Origin of the sequence: Sphaerisporangium sp. NPDC005289, assembly GCF_040607455.1 — a bacterium.
Lineage (GTDB): Bacteria > Actinomycetota > Actinomycetes > Streptosporangiales > Streptosporangiaceae > Sphaerisporangium > Sphaerisporangium rhizosphaerae.
The window spans coordinates 1-19001 of sequence record NZ_JBEXGS010000017.1; the positions used below are offsets into that span (position 1 = coordinate 1).

Consider the following 19001-nt stretch of genomic DNA (forward strand, 5'->3'; position numbering starts at 1 on the left):
CGTGCCTTTACAATGTAGATTCGCTGCAGATGCGCCGTATCCCCTGGCGCCGGAAACGCCGCACAGCCCGGCGTCGACCCCGGCGTCGGGCGTCAGCTCGACCGGCTGCCCGCCGAGCTCGCCGGGCTGCACCGCCGGTGGGACAACGACGCCCTGGCCATGGTGCGGCGCAACGTCTTCAACCTGGATCCGCCCGACCACACCCGGCTGCGCCGGCTGATGGCGCCGGGCTTCGGCGCCCGCCCCGTGGCCGCGCTCGTCCGGACCGTGCACCGGGTGGTCGGCGAGCTGGTGGACGCCATGGCCGGAACGGACACCACGAACGCCACGAACGGCATGGGCGCCACGAAGGCCAGGAACACTACGAAGGCCACGGACGGCACGGACGGCACGGACGGCACGGACGGCATGGGCGCCTCGGCCGCCGCAGGGGGCGAGGTCGACGTCGTCAGGGCGCTGGCGCTGCCGCTGCCGATCCTGGTCGTCGCCGACCTGCTGGGCTTCCCCGCGGAGGACCGGGCCCTGTTCCGCCGCTGGAGCGACGAGATGCTGGCCGGCCGGGACGGTGCCGAGACGCGCCGTTCAGGGATGAAGTTCGTCGCCCACATCACCGAGCGGATCCGCGAGCGGCGCTCCCGCGAGGGGGACGACCTGCTGTCGCACCTCCTGCGCGCGGAGGACGGCGGCCAGATCACCCGCCTGGAGCTGATCTCCAGCGTGTTCCAGCTGCTGTTCGCCGGGGACGAGACGACGGTCAACCTGATCGGCATCGGAGTGCTGGAACTGCTGCGCCACCCAGAGCAGCTCGCCCTGCTCCGTGCGCGGCCGGAGCTGATCGACTCCGCCGTCGAGGAGGTGCTGAGGTACAACGGCCCGGTCGGGCACTCCCGGCCGCTGTACGCGATGACCGACGTGGACTTCGGCGGGACGGTGATCGCGCGCGGGGACATCATCGTGCCGGTGCTGCTGGCCGCCAACCGCGACCCGGCGGTGTTCCCGCGTCCGGACGTCTTCGCCATCGACCGAAGCCCGAACCGGCACCTGGGCTTCGGCCACGGGATCCACTTCTGCCTCGGCGCCGCGCTGGCCCGGGTGCAGGCCCGCGCCGCCATCGGCACGCTGGTGCGGCGCTTCCCCCGCATGGCCCTGGCCGTTGACCCCGGCGAGCTGGAGTGGACGCGGGAGCTGTTCCTGCGCGGCGTGCGCCGCCTCCCACTGCGCCTGCACGGCTGAGCCGGCCGAGGCGCCCGGCCCGGTGGAAACGCGCGAGCCGGCCGGGGGGCGGGGAAGCGCGCCCGGTGGCCGGGGAAACGAAAGATCCCCAGGCCGCCGGCCTGGGGATCATCGTGTGGTGGGCGATACTGGGATTGAACCAGTGGCCTCTACCGTGTCAAGGTAGCGCTCTCCCACTGAGCTAATCGCCCTCGTGCGTCGATCGTCGCGCGGAGGTGGAGACGGGATTTGAACCCGTGTACGCGGCTTTGCAGGCCGCTGCCTCGCCTCTCGGCCACTCCACCGGGCAAGGCCTCTGCGCGGAGACCTCTCCGAGCGGACGACGGGATTCGAACCCGCGACCCTCACCTTGGCAAGGTGATGCTCTACCAGCTGAGCCACGTCCGCGTGCCGCCGCCACGAGATCGCCTCCCGCGGTGACGAGAAGGAACTCTAGCGGGTTTTCCGCGTCTGTGCCTAACCGGCGGCCGAACCGCGGAAGGTGCGCGCCACGCTGCGCTCGACGGCCGGCAGGGTCAGGAAGATCTCCAGGATGCGGGTGAGCCGGTGCACCTCGATGCGATGGAACGGCGGCCCGTCCGCTCTGGCCAGCAGGAACGTCATGGCGAGCGGCGGCAGCGGCGCCGCGATGATGTGCAGACCGGAGGGCAGCGTGTGCGCCTCGGGGCGCGGCGGCGTGATCGAGGGGAAGGGCACGTCCTCGGGGGCCCGCCAGCTCGCATGGACCAGCGTGCGAGGCACCTTCTCGGTGCCCGCGGCGGCCCAGTCGGCGCTGAACAGCACGGGCATGGAGTCGATCATCGTGGCCAGGGCGCGGTCGCCCGCCGTGGTGATGTACTTCAGGATCTCCAGCTCGGGATAGGTGCCCGGCGCCTCGCGCGTGGTCCACACCCCTTCGACCGTGACGTCGGCCATGCCCTCCAGACACTGGACCAGCGCCTCGCGCGGCGCCGAGTCGGGCCAGTACACCGTGAGGTCGTCCACCGCCCGGCCCTCGCCTCGTTCGAGCACCAGCAGCTGCGTGATGTCGGCGCCCGCGACCCCGAGGACGCGCGTGACCTGGCCGAGGGACCCCGGGCGGTCGGGCAGCGAGATACGCAGTCTCAGGAGCATCCAGCGCCTCCGATGTCACGTGGGGCGGAATCCCCTCCCAATCTAGCCGTCCCCGATCCTCGGGGTCCAAACGGCCCGGCCGGGCCGCCCGCGCCGCCCCGCCGGAAGGTGCGGTAGAAATGGGCAGGTGAAGATAGGTGCGTTCGAGGTCTGGCCTCCCGTGGTCCTCGCCCCGATGGCGGGCGTCACCAACGCGCCGTTCCGCACGCTCTGCCGCGAGCAGGGCGGCGGCCTGTACGTCTCCGAGATGATCACCACGCGGGCGCTGGTCGAGCGCAACGCCAAGACCCTGGCGATGATCCGTTTCGAGCCGGGTGAGCGGCCGAGGAGCGTCCAGCTGTACGGGGTCGACCCCACGGTTGTGGGCCGGGCGGTGGCGATGGTGGCGGAGGAGGGCCTGGCCGACCACGTCGACCTCAACTTCGGCTGCCCGGTGCCCAAGGTCACCAGGCGCGGCGGCGGCTCGGCGCTGCCCTACAAGCGCGACCTGCTGCGGCGCATCCTGCGCGCGGCGGTGGCCGCCTCCGGCACGCTCCCGGTCACGATCAAGATGCGCAAGGGCATCGACGACGACCACCTGACCTACCTCGACGCCGGCCGCATCGCCGTCGAGGAGGGTGTGAGCGCCGTCGCCCTGCACGCCCGCACCGCGGTGCAGCACTACGGCGGCACCGCCGACTGGGACGCCATCGCCCGGCTGAAGGACGCCGTCCCGCAGATCCCGGTGCTCGGCAACGGCGACATCTGGAGCGCCGACGACGCCGTGCGCATGATGCGGCGCACCGGCTGCGACGGGGTGGTGGTGGGCCGGGGCTGCCTGGGCCGCCCGTGGCTGTTCCGCGACCTGGACGACGCCTTCCACGGCCGGTCCGAACGCGCACGGCCGACGCTGGGGGAGGTCGCGGCGACCATGCGACGCCACGCCGAGCTGCTGGTCGAGTGCTTCGGCAGCGAGACCCACGGCGTGCTGGACTTCCGCAAGCACGTCGGCTGGTACCTCAAGGGCTTCACCGTCGGCGCCGACGCGCGCCGCGCCCTGGCCACCGCCCCCTCGCTCGACGTGCTGCGCGAGCACCTGGCCACGTTGCCCGCCGACCAGCCGTGGCCCGGCGAGGCGGCCGACGGTCCGCGCGGCAAGTCCACCCCCCGCGACCGCGTCCACCTGCCCGACGGCTGGCTCGACGACCCCTGCGACGGCACGGTCTCACCAGAAGCCGAACTGGAGACCTCGGGCGGCTGACGCGGTGACCGCAGACGTTCACCGGGCGCCAGCTCTCCACTCGGCCATGTGCCGGAGTTGATCGGCGCCGGGTCGGCGGGTCGTGGCACGGCGATGCCGGCGCCGGTTACGGCGCCCGAGCCGGTATCGGGGCGCCCGCCGTCAGAGGCGGTCGACGGTGGTGACGTGGACGACGGCGCGGCCCTCCTCGTCGGAGGCGGTCAGGTCCACCTGCGCGCTGATGCCCCAGTCGTGGTCGCCCGCAGGGTCGTGGAACACCTGGCGCACCCGCCACAGCTCCTTCTCCTCCTCGATGAGCAGCAGCGCCGGCCCGCGGGCGTCCGGCCCGGTGCCGATCTCGTCGTGCTCCTCGAAGTAGTCGTCGAGCGCGGACTCCCAGTCGACGTCGGCCAGCTCGTGCAGCTCCTCGTACCGTTCGAGCGCCGCGAGCTCCACCATGCGGAACATCGCGTTGCGCACCAGCACGCGGAACGCGCGCCGGTTGGAGGTGACCGGCCGGGTGTTCTCCTCCAGCCCCGGCCGCTCGACCTCCTCCGACGGGTTCTGCAGCTGCTCCCACTCGTCCAGCAGGCTGGAGTCGACCTGGCGGACCAGCTCGCCCAGCCACTCGATGAGATCCTGGAGGTCCTCGGTCTTCATGTGGTCGGGGACGGTGCGGCTGAGCGTGCGGTAGGCGTCGGCCAGGTAGCGCAGCACCGTGCCCTCGGAGCGGGCCAGCTCGTAGAACTGGACGTACTCGGTGAAGGTCATCGCCCGCTCGTACATGTCGCGCACGACCGACTTGGGGCTGACCGCGTAGTCGCCCACCCACGGGTGCCCGCGCCGGTAGGTCTCGTACGCGCCGAGCAGCAGATCTTGCAGGGGCATCGGGTAGGTGACCTCGGCGAGCAGCTCCATGCGCTCCTCGTACTCGACGCCGTCGGCCTTCATCTGCCCCACGGCCTCGCCCCGGGCCTTGTTGAGCTGGGCGTGCAGGATCTGCCGCGGGTCGTCCAGCGTGGACTCCACGATGGAGACGATGTCCAGCGGATAGACCGGCGACTCGGCGTCCAGCAGCTCGAAGGCGGCCAGAGCGAAGGTCGCCAGGGCCTGGTTGAGCGCGAAGTCCTCCTGGAGGTCCACGGTGAGGCGGGCCATGCGGCCCTGCTCGTCCGGCTCGCGCAGCTTCTCGACCACCCCGCCGGCCAGCAGGGACCGGTAGATCGCGATGGCGTGGCTGATGTGCCGGCGCTGCGCCTTGCGGTCCTCGTGGTTGTCGGTCAGCAGGTGCTTCATCGCCGCGAAGCAGTCGCCGGGACGGTTGATCACGGCGAGCAGCATGGCGTTGCTGACCTTGAACCGTGAGTTCAGCGGCTCGGGCTCGGCCTTCTGCAGGCGCTCGAAGGTCTCCTCGCTCCAGCTGACGAACCCCTCGGGAGCCTTCTTGCGGACGACCCGGCGCCGCTTCTTGGGGTCGTCCCCGGCCTTGGCCAGAGCCTTCTCGTTCTCCACGACGTGGTCGGGCGCCTGGCAGACGACGTAGCCGAGGGTGTCGAAGCCCGCGCGGCCTGCCCGGCCGGCGATCTGGTGGAACTCTCGGGCGCGCAGCAGCCGCACGCGGTTGCCGTCGTACTTGCTGAGCGCCGTGAACAGGACCGTGCGGATCGGGACGTTGACCCCGACGCCCAGCGTGTCGGTGCCACAGATGACCTTGAGCAGGCCGGCCTGCGCCAGGCGCTCGACCAGACGGCGGTACTTGGGCAGCATGCCGGCGTGGTGGACGCCGATGCCGTGGCGCACCAGCCGCGACAGCGCCCGGCCGAACTTGGTCGTGAACCGGAAGCGGCCGATGAGCGCGGCGATGGCGTCCTTCTCGGCCTTGGTCGACATGTTGACGCTCATCAGCGCCTGCGCCCGCTCCATCGCCGCCGCCTGCGTGAAGTGCACGACGTAGACCGGGGCCGACTGCGTGGACAGCAGCTCCTCCAGCGTCTCGTGCAGCGGCGTGGTGCGGTAGCTGTAGTACAGGGGCACCGGGCGGGTCGCCGAGCGCACCAGCGACGTCTCGCGGCCCGTGCGCCGGGTCAGGTCGGTCTCGAACCGGGTGACGTCCCCCAGCGTCGCCGACATCAGGACGAACTGCACCTGCGGCAGCTCAAGCAGCGGCACCTGCCACGCCCAGCCCCGGTCGGGCTCGGCGTAGAAGTGGAACTCGTCCATCACGACCTGGCCGATGTCGGCCCGCGCGCCGTCGCGCAGCGCGATGTTGGCCAGGATCTCGGCGGTGCAGCAGATGATCGGCGCCGAGGCGTTCACGGCGGCGTCGCCGGTCATCATGCCGACGTTCTCGGTGCCGAACACCGCGCACAGGTCGAAGAACTTCTCCGACACCAGGGCCTTGATCGGCGCGGTGTAGAAGGTGCGCTCGCCCGCGGCCAGGGCGGCGAAGTGCGCCCCCGCCGCCACCAGGCTCTTGCCCGAGCCGGTCGGCGTGGCCAGGATCACGTTGTTGCCGTAGAGGATCTCGATCAGCGCCTCCTCCTGCGCCGGATACAGCGTCAGCCCGCGCTGGGTGTTCCACTCGACGAACGCTTCGAAGAGGGCGTCCGGGCCGGTGTCCTGGGGAAGGTGCTCGAGGAGGCTCACACCGTCAATACTGCCGAAGCCCACGCCATGGTCGATCCACCACAAGGTGAGAACTCCACCCCGCCCGACGCCCACACCCGCCCATGCCCGCCCCGGCGCCCGCACGGCCCGCCCTGACCCGGCGTCCGTACCCGCCCCGCTCCGGTCCGGTTCGGTGTCCGTACCCGCCCCGGTCCGGTCCTGCGTCCGGGTCCGCGCCCGCCCGGCCGATGGTCGCCGGTTCGGTGAGGCTCCGGTGAACCCGTGCGGCCGGTGCCGCGTCTTCTGCGGGGGGCCGGCAGGCCCCGGGGGAGAGGGAGTGGCGATGCGTGGATCCACGACGGCCGTGATCATGGCGGCGATGACGGCGGCGGTGTTGGCGTTCAGCGCCGGCACGGCGGAGGCGGGAACGGCCCGCGCGAGCGCCCCGGCGTACGCGGGCACCGTGGTGCCGGCCGGGGTGACGGCGGCCACGGCGAGTGGGGCGCCGACGGCGGCCGGGGTGGCCGCAGTGTCGGCGGCAACCGGGGTGGCCGCGGCCCCGGCGGGTGCGGTCGGCGCAGTGGGCGCGGCTCCGGCGCCGGGGAAGGTCGCGAACAGGCTGTTCCGCGCCTGGCTGCGCGGCGACAGGAAGGCGGCCGGCGCCGTGGCGACCCCGGCGGCGGTCAAGACGCTGTTCGCCTACGTCTACCGCGCGCCGGACGAGTTCGCCGGCTGCGTGGGCGGAGCGTGCAGGTTCGTCCACACCAGCGTCCGCGTGCCCGGCGCCCTCAACGGCATTCTGATGATCGTCTCGGGGGGCACCGTCACGAAGGTGTACGAGTCACGCCACCTCACCACGGCGGGCAAGGCCGCCAAGCACCTGTTCGGCGCCTGGAAGGCGGGCGATCGGAACCGGGGCCTGGAGGTCGCCTCGGCGGGCGCGGTGAAGAAGCTGTTCCGCGCCCGGTTCGGCGGCGTGGGCTACATCTACCAAGGGTGCAGCCGGGAGACCGGCGGCACGAGCTGCGCCTACTCCTACGAGGGCGGCGCCATGCTGATGCACGCCCGCGGCAGCGCGACCAGAGGCTACGAGATCCGCTCGATCACCTACATCGCCGACTGAACCCCGGCGCACCGCTTGGCCCGCCCACCGGCGGGCCAAGCGGGCCAAGCGGACCAAGGCCATGCCGTCCCATCCGTCCCACCAAGCCGACCCGACCCGTGCCGTGCCGTCAGGCTGAGCCCTGCCCTGCCGGTCCGTCTGTGGGACCTGCCCATGCCGGACGACTGGGTCGAGCCCCGCTGTGGGGGACCGCCGGACGGCCGGGTCGAGCCCGCCGTGGGGGACCGCCGGACGACTGGGTCGAGCCCTGCCGTGGCGGACCGCCGGACGGCCCGGCACGATAGGGGCATGACCGATCGCGCGACGGCCGGGACGAACGGCCGGGGTGGGGAACGGGGCGAGCCCCGAGGCGCCGGCGATCTCGCGGCGGCTCGCGCGTCGGCAGGGGTGGACGGCCGGGATGGGGAGCCGGCGGGGGGGCTCGGAGGAGCCGGCGATCTCGTGGTGGCGTGGGCGGCCGTCGCCGGAGACTCGGCGGCGGCCCGCGCCGTCGTGGCCGAGCTGATCGCGCGCTGGTCGGAGCCGCACCGGCGCTACCACACGCCCGCCCACCTGCGTGCCGTGCTCGCCGCGATCGAGCCCCTCGCCGGGTTCGCCGCCGACCCGGTGGCGGTCCGGCTGGCCGCCTGGTTCCACGACGCGGTGTACGACGGGCGGCCGGGGTGGGACGAGGAGCGCAGTGCTCAGCTCGCCACGGCGCGGCTCACCAGGCTCGCCCCTCCGCCCGTCCCGTCACCTTCCCCGGCCGGACGTCCCGGCGCGACCGGAGGCTTCGACGGCCCGCTCGACGGCGGTTTCGACGGTGGGCCGGACGGTGGACTCAACGGTTGGCCGCACGGTGGTCTCGACGGTGGGCCGGACGGTGGTCTCGGCGACGGGCTGAACGGTGGTTTCGGCGGTGGGCTCGACGCCCGGCGGATCGCCGAGGTGGCGCGGCTGGTCCGGGTGACCGCCGGGCACGACCCCGCGCCGGGCGACCGCGACGGCGAGGTCCTGTGCGACGCGGACCTCGCCGTGCTCGCCGCACCAGGGTACGGGGCGTACGCCCGCGCGGTGCGGGAGGAGTACCGCCACGTGCCGGACGAGGCGTTCAGGGCGGGCCGGGCGCGCGTGCTCCGAGACCTGCTGGCCGCGCCCACGCTGTACCGGACCCCGCTCGCCCGCGAGCTGTGGGAGGCCGGGGCGCGGAGCAACATGCGAGCCGAACTCGCCCGGCTGCTCGGCCCCTGAGACGCCGCCGCCGCCGTCCGCCGCCCGCCGTCGGCCGTGCGCTCAGGGGCCGGGACAAGTGGGGTGGAGGCATGCCGGTCGTGAGGCCGGGACGTGTGGGGCGGCGGGCGGGCTGGTCGTGAGGCCGGGACGTGGGGGCGTGGCGGTCAGGAGACCAGGCGGCGGCGCCGGCGGAGTCCGGCGGCGATGAGGCGTTTCACCAGCGTCTGGGAGGAGACCGGCTCGGCGCCGAGGGCGACCGCGCGGTCGTACACCGTCTCCGGCACGTCGTAGTGGTCGCGGTCGAACGCCCTGGGCGGGACGCCCAGCTCGGCGGCGAAGGCGTGCAGCTCGTCCAGCGAGATGTCGCTGACCAGGTGGGACCACAGCAGGTCGCGCGGCCCCGGCCAGTTCGGCGGATCGATGAGCACGGTCACGAAGGCGACGATATCGGCGTTTCCCGCTCCGTTGGCACGTCGGTCTCGCCGGGGAGGAGGGCGGCGCGCGGGTCCAAGCTCGCGTAGGCCTTGCGCAGCAGGCGGTGCAGCGTCTCCCGCTCCTGCGCGTCGAGGGCGCGCAGGATGTCGTCGTGCACCTCCGCCGCGCGCCGCAGCGCCTCGTCCAGAGCCGCGCGTCCTTCGGCGGTTATCGACACCGAGTAGCGGCGGCGGTCGGCGGGGTCGCGCCCGCGGTCGACCAGACGCCGGGGGAGCAGGGCGTCCATCACGGCGACCAGGTCGCTGGCGTCGATGCCGAGCCGCCTGCCGAGATCGCGCTGGGATGCGGGGCCGAAGTCGGCGAGCGCGGCGAGCACCGCCATGTGCCACAGCCCGAGCCCCATCGACTCCAGTCGCTCGCCCATGCCGCGCCTGCCCGCGAGGCCGGTCTTGGACAGGACGAAGGCGGTCACGCCGAGCAGGGAGGGCGGCAGTTGCGGAACGTCGGTCACCTCGGCAGGATAGGGCACCACCAATCATTGGTGTAGACCAACGATTAACGGAAGGCAATGATGGACGCCCTGTACCCGCGCCTGCTCGTGTCGCGTTTTCCCGAGTGCTTCCGCTTCTACGACGGCGTGCTGACGGAGGCGCTCGGCGGCACGCGCGCCAAGGGGGAGCCGTCCGGACCGTACGCCAACTGGGGTCTGGGAGATCAGTCCCTGCTCTCCCTGCTGGACCGCGCCATGATGGCCGGCGTCGTGGGCGACCTGCGACCCCCGGCGCCGTCGGACGCCGCGATGCTGGTGCTCACCGTCGGCGACGTCGACGCCGCGGCGGCCTGCGGGGAGCGGCACGGGGGCCGGGTCGTCGCCGCGCCGGCCGCCCGGCCCGAGTGGGGGCCCACCGTGCGCACCGCCCACCTGCGCGACCCCGACGGCAACCTGCTGGAGTTCCAGTCCTACTGAAGCCCCTCGCGGCTCGCGGACGCGGTCACCGTCAAGAAGGCCATCGGGGGGGACGGCGAACGCGCGTGGTAGACCCTCGGAGAACCCGGCGGTCACAGTCCCAGGTCGTCGAGTTCCTTCATCAGGGCGGCGCGGGAGGGGTCGGTGCTCGTGGGGGCCGGCCGGCTCGCCCCCGGCATGCCGGGAACGGGCCGCCCCAGGCCGGGCGCGGTGGCGCTCCCCAGCGGCCGTGCGGCGGCGGCGCCGGCGCCGGGAAGCGCGGAAGCGGCGCGCGGGCGGCGGTCGCGGAACAGCCAGCCGCCGAGGATGCCGCCGGCGAAGCCGAACAGGTGGCCCTGCCAGCTGAACTCGTCGGTCGGCAGCAGGCCGGTGAACTGGTAGGCGAAGCAGAGTCCCATGACCAGGCCGACGACGATGTCGATGCGGTGCCGGTCGAACAGGCCCCGGACCAGGATGTAGCCGAAGTACCCGAACACGACGCCGCTCGCGCCCGCCGTGACGCTGTTCGGCCCGGCGACGAACCAGACGCCGAGCCCGCTGGCGACCGCGATCAGCGCGGTCACCCCGAGGAACTTCACCACTCCTCGGTAGGCGGCGAGGAAGCCGAAGACGAACAGCGGGCCGGAGTTGCCCTCGATGTGGGCCCAGCTCCAGTGCAGGAACGGCGCGGTGACGATGTCGGGCAGCCGGGCGGGGTCGCGGGCGACGATGCCGAACGACTGGCTCAGGGAGTAGGCGGTGATCGCGTTCAGGATCTGCAGGACCCAGATCAGCGCCAGGAACCCGACCATGACCCAGAACGCCTTCCGCGCCTCGGCGATCATGATTTCGGCCGTCTGATTCTCGCTGCCCACCGCGTGCCTCCCTGGTCCTGCGTCCGCGCGGGACCCTCACGACCGGCAGGCCGCCATGGCCGGACCTCGTCCGGGCCTCCCCCTGTGGTTCCGCCCCGACATCTTCGCAAATCCCGTGCCGTCAGGGCCACCGGGGAGCGGCCGACGTCCTCCAAGAAGGACACCGGCCGCCGCCGTCCTCGGCCGCAGGCCACCGACCGCGGGCCATCACGCCGTCGCCCGCCGCCCGCCGCCCGCCGCCCGCCGCCCGCCGCCCGTGACCCGTCGCCTGCCGCCCGCGGGCCGCGGACGGCGGTGGGAAGGGGGCGGGCGAGATCACAGGTCGCCGGTGCGCTCCAGGACCACGACGGGGATCTCGCGGTTGGTCTTGGTCTGGTACTCGTCGTACTGCGGCCAGGTCGCCGTCATCAGCCGCCACAGCTCCGGCTTCTCCTGCGGCGTCGCCGTGCGGGCCCTCGCACGGAAACGGTCGCCCATGACCTGCACCTCCACCTCGGGGTGGGCCTGCAGGTTCAGGTACCAGTCCGGCGACTTGGGGTCGCCGCCCTTGGAGGCGACGATGACGTAGTCGTCGCCGTGCCGCTGGTAGATCAGCGGGTTGACGCGATCCTTGCCGCTCGTGCGGCCCTTGGTGGTGAGGAGCAGCGTGGTCGTGCCGTTCCAGTCGTGGCCTTCCTTGCCATCTGTGGCGCGATACCGCTCAACGTGCTCTTTGCCGTAAAGCATGTCGATTGCCCTCTTTCATAGGTGGATGTCCCGGGGTCTACCCGGTATCCCGGAGATGATCCGCCTCCACGACGAGACCGTCCTCTCGGGCCCGCCGGGCGCGTGGCGCAACCGGCCCGGGCCGGGGGCACGAATCAGCTAGGGGAGTCGAGGGGGTGGCGAGATGGCGCGATGCCTGGTGACGGGCGCGACCGGCTACATCGGCGGCCGGCTGGTGCCCGAGTTGCTGGAGGCCGGTCACGCCGTGCGCTGCATGGCCCGCTCGTCGGCGCGCCTGCGCGGCCAGGTGTGGCGCGACCGGGTGGAGGTCGCCGAGGCGGACGCCACCGACCTGGCGGCGACCAGAGCGGCCCTGGAAGAGGTGGACGTCGCCTTCTACCTGATCCACACCATGGCCGCCGGCCGCGACTTCGCCGAGCGCGACCGCGCCGCGGCGCGGACCTTCGCGGTGGCGGCCAGGGAGGCGGGGGTGCGCCGCATCGTGTACCTCGGCGGCCTCACCCCCGCCGAGCGGCCCTCCCCGCACATGCGCTCGCGCGCCGAGGTGGAGGCCATCCTGCGCTGCTCGGGAGTGCCCACGGTCGCGTACCGGGCGTCGGTGATCATCGGCTCGGGGTCGGTGTCCTTCGAGATGCTGCGGTATCTGACCGAGCGGCTGCCGGTCATGACCACGCCCCGCTGGGTGCGCACCCGGACGCAGCCCATCGCGATCAGGGACGTGCTGCGCTACCTGGTCCGCGCGCTCGACATCCCGCCGGGCGCCGAGCGGGCCTACGACATCGGCGGCCCCGACGTGCTGACCTACGCGCAGATGATGCGGGGCTACGCCGAGGCCGCCGGGCTCCCGCCACGGCTGATCATCCCGGTGCCGCTGCTCACGCCCAGCCTTTCCAGTCACTGGGTCGGGCTGGTCACCCCCGTCCCGGCGGGCGTGGCGCGGCCGCTGGTCGAGTCGCTGCGCAACGAGGCGGTCTGCCGTGAGCACGACATCGCCCGGTACATCCCCGACCCGCCGGACGGCCTTACCTCCTTCGGGCAGGCGGTGCGGCTCGCCCTGCTGCGCATCAAGGAGGCCGACGTGGCGACGCGCTGGTCCTCGGCCTCGACGCCCGGCGCGCCCAGCGACCCGCTGCCGACCGACCCGGACTGGGCGGGCGGCAGCCTGTACATCGACGAGCGGTCCAGGGCGGTGCGGGCCTCCCCGGAGGCGCTGTGGCGGGTCATCGAGGGCATCGGGGGCGGCAACGGCTGGTACTCCCTGCCGGTCGCCTGGTGGGTGCGCGGCCTCGCCGACCGGGCCGTCGGCGGGGTGGGACTGCGCCGGGGCCGGCGCGACCCGGCCCGGCTGCGCGTCGGCGACGCCCTGGACTTCTGGCGGGTGGAGGAGATCGAGCCGGGCCGCCTGCTGCGGCTGCGCGCGGAGATGCGCCTGCCCGGGCTCGCCTGGCTGGAACTGTGCTGCCGCCGCGAGGACGGCGCGACCGTCTACGGCCAGCGGGCGATCTTCCACCCGCGCGGGCTGCTGGGGCACCTGTACTGGTGGGCGGCCTACCCCTTCCACGGGCTGATCTTCGGGCGGATGCCCGGCAACGTGGCGCGCGCGGCCGAGGGCGGCGGGGCCGGCGGGGCCCGCACTGAAACTTTCAGCGAACAATCGGGTGTCGTGCCTGCTCAACCGGGCGAACGCGGCCGCCCGCGCTAACGGGTCCTGTTCGGTGGCGGTGAGCCAACCTAGGGTCGCGACAGATTGGGAGCGCTCCCACATCCCACCCCCCCGGAGGCAAGATGAAACGCCGAGCACTGAGAGCCCTGACGGCCGTCCTCGCCGCCGTGGGCTCGATCCTCATGATGTCGGTGGTCGCCGGCCCCGCCCGCGCGGACGTCCAGATCTGCGAGAAGTACGGCGCCACCACCATCGCCGGCGGCAAGTACGTCGTGATCAACAACAACTGGGGCGACGACACCCAGCAGTGCATCAATGTCACCTCGAGCGGGTTCACCGTCACTCAGGGCAACCACAACAAGCCGCAGAACGGCGCGCCGGGCTCCTACCCCGCCGTCTACGCCGGCTGCCACTACGCCAACTGCAGCACGGGCAGCAGCCTGCCGATGCGCGTCACCGACAGCCGGTTCGCCGGCATCCAGACCAGCGTCAGCATGACCTATCCCGGAAACGGCGTGTACGACGCCTCCTACGACATCTGGTTCGACCCGACGTCCCGCACCGACGGCCAGAACACCGGGGCCGAGCTGATGGTCTGGCTCAACCACACCGGGTCGGTGCAGCCGGTGGGCTCCCGGGTGGCCACCGTCAACCTGGCCGGCGGCACCTGGGACGTCTGGTACGGCAACAGCGGCTGGAACGTCATCTCCTACGTGCGCACCTCGCCGACCAGCTCGATCAGCTTCAACGTCAGCACGTTCTACAACGACATGCTCAGCCGCGGCTACGTGCAGAACTCCTGGTACATGACCAGCGTGCAGGCCGGCTTCGAGCCCTGGGTCGGCGGCACCGGCCTGGCCGTCAACAACTTCTCCTATACCGTCGGCGGCGGCAACAACGGCGGCGACACCCAGGCGCCCTCCGCGCCGTCCAACCTGCGGGCCTCGAACGTCACCTCCAGCGGCGTGAGCCTGGCCTGGAACGGCTCCAGCGACAACGTCGGCGTGACCGGGTACGACGTCTACCGCGGCTCCACCCTCGTCGGCACCACGAGCGGCACCTCCTACAACGTCAGCGGGCTGTCCGCCTCGACGGCGTACTCCTTCTCGGTGCGGGCGCGTGACGCCGCGGGCAACACCTCCCAGGCCTCCAACACCGTCTCGGTGACCACCACCTCCGGCGGCGGCAACCCCGGCGGCTCCTGCCGGGTCACCTACACCAAGAGCGAGTGGGCCGGCGGATTCACCGCCAACATCACCGTCGGCAGCGCGAGCGCCGTCAACGGCTGGACGCTCGCCTTCACCTTCCCGGGCGACCAGAGGGTCACCAACGCCTGGAACGCCACCGTCTCGCAGAGCGGCTCGTCGGTGACCGCCAGGAACGTGGACCACAACGGGTCGATCCCGGCGAACGGCACCGCGTCCTTCGGGTTCCAGGGCACCTGGTCCTCCAGCGACGCCTCGCCGACCTCCTTCACCCTGAACGGCACCGCCTGCACGACCGGCTGATCAGCGGTCCGCGGCGGGGTGACCCCACCTCCCCGCGGTGGTGATCCCGCATCCCGCGGTGGCGATCCGCCCGCCCGCGGTGGCGGGAGAAGGGCCGGGTACGCGCGCCCGTACCCGGCCCTTTCCATGCCCGCGTCCGAGCCGGCCCCGGCGACCGGCGGCCGGCGGCGATGCGTACCTGCTGTCGCACTGGCGGCAGTACGACCCGTCCGGGTGGTCTCCCGAACGCGGCGAGGACACCTCCGTCTCGCTCTCGGAGCTCAACCCGCACGTGCTGTCCCTCATGCAGGAGGCGGAGAGCGGGTGGGCCGATGAATCCGATGCTCCCCTGAGCATCGAGCTGAACGGCGTTGCCTTCGGCGGGCCATCTGACCCAGGCCGGTGCGGAGGTCGTGTCACACCTCACCCGCCATCCCAAGGACGCGCCTTCCACGGAGGAGGTCGGCAAGGCCGCCGCCACGCCAGGTCGTGCGAGCGGATGCGTCATCACGTAGACGGAAATCGAGGCGATGCGTCATTACGTAGACGGATATATCGCTCCTGCGGGAGACTGTCGTGATTGATCATTGGCCGAGCGGGAGCGGTCGGCGTGGCCGCGACGGTCCGCTCCTGACGTGTTCAGCCGGGGGGCATCCCATGAGCCCGAGCCTCATGACCGGGACGGACCCGGGGCCGTTCAGGCTGCGGCGCGACACCCGCGAGCTGCCGCAGGCGGTCGCGGCGCTGGCCGGGGCGCTGCCGGTACGGAGCCTCGCGGCCGTGCTCGCCGCCGCCAACCGCACCGCCGTCCGCAAGGGGGCCACGACGGCGTTCGGGTCGATGTCGCCCAAGCCCGCCGACTGGTACTGCTTCGAGCAGGGCGACAACGACACCCTCGACTGGTACCCGCAGGGGATCACCGGCAGTTCGGAGGCGGGCCGCAAGGACGCCCAGGTGTTCGCGGTGAGCTGGTACTGGAAGCCCGACGGCAAGGCGGCCGAGCGCGGGGTGCGCATCTCCTTCCTCAGCACCGCCACCCGCAAGTACCGGCACGTCCTGCTCGTGGAGCCCGTCAAGGGGGCCGACTACAAGGCGATCAACATCCACGCGGGCGGCCTGGCCTGGTACGGCGACCTGCTCTACGTCGCCGACACCGGCCGCGGGATCCGGGTCTTCGACACCCGGAACATCTACGAGGTGCAGGGCGACGACGACAAGATCGGCAAGCGTGGCGGCGCGTACCACGCCTTCGGCTACCGGTACGTGATGCCGCAGGTGGACGCCTGGAGCGGCACCGGCTCCGCCCGGTTCTCCTTCGCCGCCGTCGACCGGAGCGCGAGCCCGCACCTGCTCGTCTCCGGCGAGTACGTGGACCCCGCGCAGGAGCCCGGCACGACCGGACGGGTGGCGCGCTGGGAGCTGGGCGCCGGCGCCGGTCTGGAGGCCGGGCCGGACGGGCTCGTGCCCGCCGCGCACGCCTTCACCCTCCCGGCGGCCAAGATCCAGGGGGCGCTGTCCCGCCAGGGCCGCTGGTACCTCAGCCAGGCGGCCTCCTCGGTCAAGAACGGCTCGCTGCTGGTGGTCGCGGACGGGCAACCGGCGCAGGTCCGCAAGTTCCCGATCGGCCCGGAGGACCTCACCTGCTGGAACGAGAAGGACCAGCTCTGGAGCCTCACCGAGTTCCGCGGCCGCCGCGTGCTGTTCGGCGTCCCCTTCTGACGGTGCCGGTGGAGGACGGCGCCTCCCGGCGGGCTCTGGGTCCGACGTCCGGCTGACCTGGAGTCCTCGGCCGGATCCGTCGGCTGAGACTGGGATGCGCTCGTCCGCACCCAGCGGACGTGGCCTCGCCGGCGCTTGCGACGCTTTCAACCCGCTTGCCGGGCCGGCGTCAAGCGGTGGTCAATGGGACTGCAGGTGACCGGCCGTATCTCTTGAGTGCGAAAGACGCCCCGGGCGAGCCGGCCGGGGCGGCGGGACCCTCACACTCAGGGAGACAACGATGAAGCGCACCCTCCTCGGACTCGCCGTCGCCGCCGTCGCGGGCCTGTCGGTCACCGTCCCCGCGACCTCGGCCTCCGCCGCCACCGGCGACTTCGGCCCCGACACCTGCCGCGAGGGCTTCGTCTGGCGCGAGGCCCGCCCCGCGGACCATGTCTGCGTCACCGGAGGCATCCGCACCCAGACCCGCTCGGACAACGCCGCCGCCGCCGGGCGCTGGACCTCCGGCGCCTTCGGCGCGCACACCTGCGTCGACGGGTACGTCTGGCGGGAGGCGTTCAGCGGCGACGACGTGTGCGTCACCCCGGCGGTGCGCCGTCAGGCCGCCCTGGACAACGGGCAGGCCGCCGACCGCAAGGTCTCGGCCCGCCTGTGGATCAACCGGTACACCGTGCCGCCGCGCGACAACGGCGACGGCACCTCGACCTCCACCTCGGTCGACGACATCCCGCGCATCAAGATCAGTGGCGACCACTACAACTTCGGCCAGGTGCGCCTCTACCTGCGCTACAACACGGGACGCACCTTCTGGAGCGGCACCGTGACCGCGAGCTCCCACGGCGGCTTCGCGGGCGGCAGCTTCGGCAAGAAGACCGGCGCCTTCGACTGCTCGCGCGCCGGCAAGGCCGCCAACGGCTACGCCCAGGCCTACGACGTCCTGTCCGGCCGCTGGTCCCCCCGCGTCCCCGTCACGATCGGCTGCGCCGTCCTGTGACCCCGCCTCCGATGCGCAGTCTGATCGTGCGAGCCCCGAAGCGAAGCGCGAACCCCGGCCGCCCCCTGCGGTCGGGGCGTAGCGCGACCCCGGCGGCGCCCTGGGGTATGGGGCGTAGCGCAAACCCTGGCCGCACGCTGGGGCCGGGGCGTAGCGCGAACCCCGGCCGCACCCTGAGGGGCGACCCTGACTCGTCCCTGAACCACCCGCCGCGGGGTCCCGCGGCGGTGCGCGGAGATCTAGCCTGGGGTCATGGCTCGAATCCTTCTCCTCATCGCCGCCGTCATCATCGGCTTCATGCTGCTCGGCACCGTGATCAGCCTGGTCGCGGGCATCCTCAAGTGGGCGCTCATCATCGGCGTGGTCGTCCTCGCCTACATGGCCGTCTCCCGCCTCCTCCACTCCCGCCACTCGGCCTGACCCCGCACGGACGTCCCGGCCTCACGCACCCGGCCCGCGCGCGGACGCACGGCGCGGGCGGTGCGTCGTCCGCAGGGCGGGCCAGGGACGAGGGCGCCCGGCCGGCGCTCACTCTTCCGCAGGCGGTCGCAGGTCGGCGTACCTCGTGATCTGGACGGCCGGCACGATGACGGCCGCCATCTCGAGTAACGAGAAATGACGAGCGTGGCGGACGTCGCTCCCATGAACCATGGCCCGCGTCGCCGATCGCCCGGTGGTCATACCTGCCTGGCGACCTCCCGGGCATCGCCGCCGCCGCGGACACGTGCGCCAGTGAGCGGTCAGGACGGGCGGCGGGGGCGGGAGCGGGAATCTGTGAGGAAGGTGTCCACGGCGTCGCGGGTGGTGCGGAGGGCCTCGTTGGAGACCTCGGAGGTGCGCTGGGCGACGCCCACGAACACGTAGTCGACGACCAGGAGCTGGCTGATCCTGCTGGCGAGCGCGCCGGGGCGGAAGGCCGTCTCGCGGCCGGCCGAGATCAGCACGTGGTCGCACCCCTCGGCCAGCGACGAGCGCGGGTTGTTGGTGATGGCCACCGTGGTCGCCCCCGCCTTGCGTGCCAGGCGCATCGGCTCCAGGACGTCGGGGGTCTCGCCGGTGCAGCTCACCCCGACCGCGACGTCGCCGGCCCTGAGCAGGACCGCGCTGGTCAGCGCCAGGTGGGCGTCGGTGAAGGCGTGGGAGGACAGGCCGATGCGCAGTAGTTTCTGCGCCATGTCGGTCGCGACCAGCCCCGAGGCGGCCACCCCGTAGATGTCGACGCGGCGCGCGCCGATGATGGCGTCGACCACCTCGCCGAGCCGTTCGGGGGACAGCTGGGCCGCGGTGTCCTCGATGGCCTCGCGTTCTGCCCGGGCGACCTTGGCGATCACGTCGGAAAGCGGGTCGTCGGGGGCGAGGTCGCCGGGAACGAGCCGGTCGGGGCCCTGACGGGTGGCGGCGGCCGCGGCCAGCGCCAGCCTGAGCTGGGCGTACCCCGAGAAGCCCAGCACCCGGGCGGTGCGCACGATGGTCGCCTCGCTGGTCGAGGAGGCCGCGCTGAGCTCGGTGATCGTGCTGCGGGCGACCGTCGCCGGATCGTCCAGGATGAGCCGCGCGATGATCTGCGCGGAGGGGGTCAGCGAGGGGAGCACGGCCCGCACCCGGGCGACCAGGTTCTCCGGGGTCGAGCGCTGCGGGTCGATCATGCG

16 protein-coding genes, 3 tRNA genes and 2 pseudogenes are annotated in these 19001 nt (G+C 72.7%); 11 read left to right on the forward strand and 10 right to left on the reverse strand.

All coding sequences use genetic code 11. From position 1 onward, the window contains the following. Positions 1-159 precede the first annotated feature (159 nt). The gene (locus ABZT47_RS26675; protein ID WP_354847557.1) at positions 160-1233 is read left to right on the forward strand and encodes a cytochrome P450; all 1074 of its coding nucleotides are present in this window, start codon (positions 160-162) and stop codon (positions 1231-1233) included. A gap of 116 nt (positions 1234-1349) precedes the next feature. Here ABZT47_RS26675 and ABZT47_RS26680 read toward each other — a convergent pair. From ABZT47_RS26680 to ABZT47_RS26695, 4 genes are all read right to left on the reverse strand, one after another. Then, positions 1350-1424 (reverse strand) — tRNA-Val (locus ABZT47_RS26680). A gap of 22 nt (positions 1425-1446) precedes the next feature. Then, positions 1447-1517 (reverse strand) — tRNA-Cys (locus ABZT47_RS26685). Positions 1518-1547: 30 nt separating this feature from the next. Beyond that, positions 1548-1620 (reverse strand) — tRNA-Gly (locus ABZT47_RS26690). 69 nt (positions 1621-1689) lie between these two features. Next, positions 1690-2346, reverse strand: a complete 657-nt coding sequence (locus ABZT47_RS26695) for an amino acid-binding protein (protein ID WP_354847559.1) — start codon at positions 2344-2346, stop codon at positions 1690-1692. Positions 2347-2473: 127 nt separating this feature from the next. On the opposite strand from ABZT47_RS26695, the gene dusB reads away from it, so the two are divergent. Beyond that, positions 2474-3586 carry a tRNA dihydrouridine synthase DusB gene (gene dusB / locus ABZT47_RS26700; protein ID WP_354847562.1) on the forward strand — a complete coding sequence of 371 codons (1113 nt, stop codon included), beginning with the start codon at positions 2474-2476 and terminating at the stop codon, positions 3584-3586. Between the two features lie 141 nt (positions 3587-3727). Here the strand turns inward: dusB and ABZT47_RS26705 are convergent, their stop codons facing one another. Beyond that, positions 3728-6220 (reverse strand): DUF3516 domain-containing protein, encoded by a 2493-nt coding sequence (locus tag ABZT47_RS26705; protein ID WP_354847967.1) that lies wholly within the window; start codon positions 6218-6220, stop codon positions 3728-3730. Between the two features lie 295 nt (positions 6221-6515). On the opposite strand from ABZT47_RS26705, the gene ABZT47_RS26710 reads away from it, so the two are divergent. The 3 genes and pseudogenes from ABZT47_RS26710 to ABZT47_RS26720 all read left to right on the forward strand — a co-directional run. Further along, entirely contained in the window at positions 6516-7295 is a 780-nt protein-coding gene (locus ABZT47_RS26710) for a hypothetical protein (RefSeq protein WP_354847564.1), read from the forward strand. 441 nt (positions 7296-7736) lie between these two features. After that, a pseudogene (locus ABZT47_RS26715) lies at positions 7737-7988 on the forward strand (metal-dependent phosphohydrolase); the annotation flags it as partial. 222 nt (positions 7989-8210) lie between these two features. Continuing rightward, a pseudogene (locus ABZT47_RS26720) lies at positions 8211-8525 on the forward strand (metal-dependent phosphohydrolase); the annotation flags it as partial. A gap of 146 nt (positions 8526-8671) precedes the next feature. Here the strand turns inward: ABZT47_RS26720 and ABZT47_RS26725 are convergent. After that, the gene (locus ABZT47_RS26725) at positions 8672-8941 is read right to left on the reverse strand and encodes a DUF4031 domain-containing protein (RefSeq protein WP_354847567.1); all 270 of its coding nucleotides are present in this window, start codon (positions 8939-8941) and stop codon (positions 8672-8674) included. Beyond that, the gene (locus ABZT47_RS26730) at positions 8938-9453 is read right to left on the reverse strand and encodes a MarR family winged helix-turn-helix transcriptional regulator (protein WP_354847570.1); all 516 of its coding nucleotides are present in this window, start codon (positions 9451-9453) and stop codon (positions 8938-8940) included. Before ABZT47_RS26730 ends, ABZT47_RS26725 begins: the two co-directional genes overlap by 4 nt. Before the next feature lie 60 nt (positions 9454-9513). Here ABZT47_RS26730 and ABZT47_RS26735 point away from each other — a divergent pair, with 60 nt between their 5' ends. Beyond that, complete coding sequence (locus tag ABZT47_RS26735) at positions 9514-9909, forward strand: VOC family protein (RefSeq protein ID WP_354847572.1); 396 nt, start codon at positions 9514-9516, stop codon at positions 9907-9909. Between the two features lie 92 nt (positions 9910-10001). Here ABZT47_RS26735 and ABZT47_RS26740 read toward each other — a convergent pair whose 3' ends face one another. Both ABZT47_RS26740 and ABZT47_RS26745 read right to left on the reverse strand, forming a co-directional pair. Beyond that, positions 10002-10763, reverse strand: a complete 762-nt coding sequence (locus tag ABZT47_RS26740; RefSeq protein ID WP_354847575.1) for a rhomboid family intramembrane serine protease — start codon at positions 10761-10763, stop codon at positions 10002-10004. Positions 10764-11078: 315 nt separating this feature from the next. Next, positions 11079-11489 carry a nitroreductase family deazaflavin-dependent oxidoreductase gene (locus ABZT47_RS26745; RefSeq protein ID WP_354847578.1) on the reverse strand — a complete coding sequence of 137 codons (411 nt, stop codon included), beginning with the start codon at positions 11487-11489 and terminating at the stop codon, positions 11079-11081. Positions 11490-11652: 163 nt separating this feature from the next. Here ABZT47_RS26745 and ABZT47_RS26750 point away from each other — a divergent pair, with 163 nt between their 5' ends. From ABZT47_RS26750 to ABZT47_RS26770, 5 genes are all read left to right on the forward strand, one after another. Beyond that, positions 11653-13191 carry an SDR family oxidoreductase gene (locus ABZT47_RS26750; RefSeq protein WP_354847580.1) on the forward strand — a complete coding sequence of 513 codons (1539 nt, stop codon included), beginning with the start codon at positions 11653-11655 and terminating at the stop codon, positions 13189-13191. Between the two features lie 83 nt (positions 13192-13274). Next, complete coding sequence (locus ABZT47_RS26755) at positions 13275-14660, forward strand: cellulose binding domain-containing protein (protein WP_354847583.1); 1386 nt, start codon at positions 13275-13277, stop codon at positions 14658-14660. Between the two features lie 636 nt (positions 14661-15296). Continuing rightward, a complete protein-coding gene (locus ABZT47_RS26760; RefSeq protein WP_354847586.1) occupies positions 15297-16358 on the forward strand; it encodes a hypothetical protein in 1062 nt (353 codons plus the stop codon). 280 nt (positions 16359-16638) lie between these two features. Then, on the forward strand, positions 16639-17352 hold the full coding sequence (locus ABZT47_RS26765) for a hypothetical protein (RefSeq protein ID WP_354847588.1): 714 nt from the start codon (positions 16639-16641) through the stop codon (positions 17350-17352). Positions 17353-17604: 252 nt separating this feature from the next. Beyond that, positions 17605-17772, forward strand: coding sequence for a hypothetical protein (locus ABZT47_RS26770; protein ID WP_354847591.1), 168 nt, complete (start codon positions 17605-17607; stop codon positions 17770-17772). Positions 17773-18092: 320 nt separating this feature from the next. Here the strand turns inward: ABZT47_RS26770 and ABZT47_RS26775 are convergent, their stop codons facing one another. Continuing rightward, positions 18093-18998: a MurR/RpiR family transcriptional regulator gene (locus ABZT47_RS26775; RefSeq protein WP_354847594.1), complete on the reverse strand. Its 906-nt coding sequence runs from the start codon at positions 18996-18998 to the stop codon at positions 18093-18095. Positions 18999-19001: the final 3 nt, after the last annotated feature.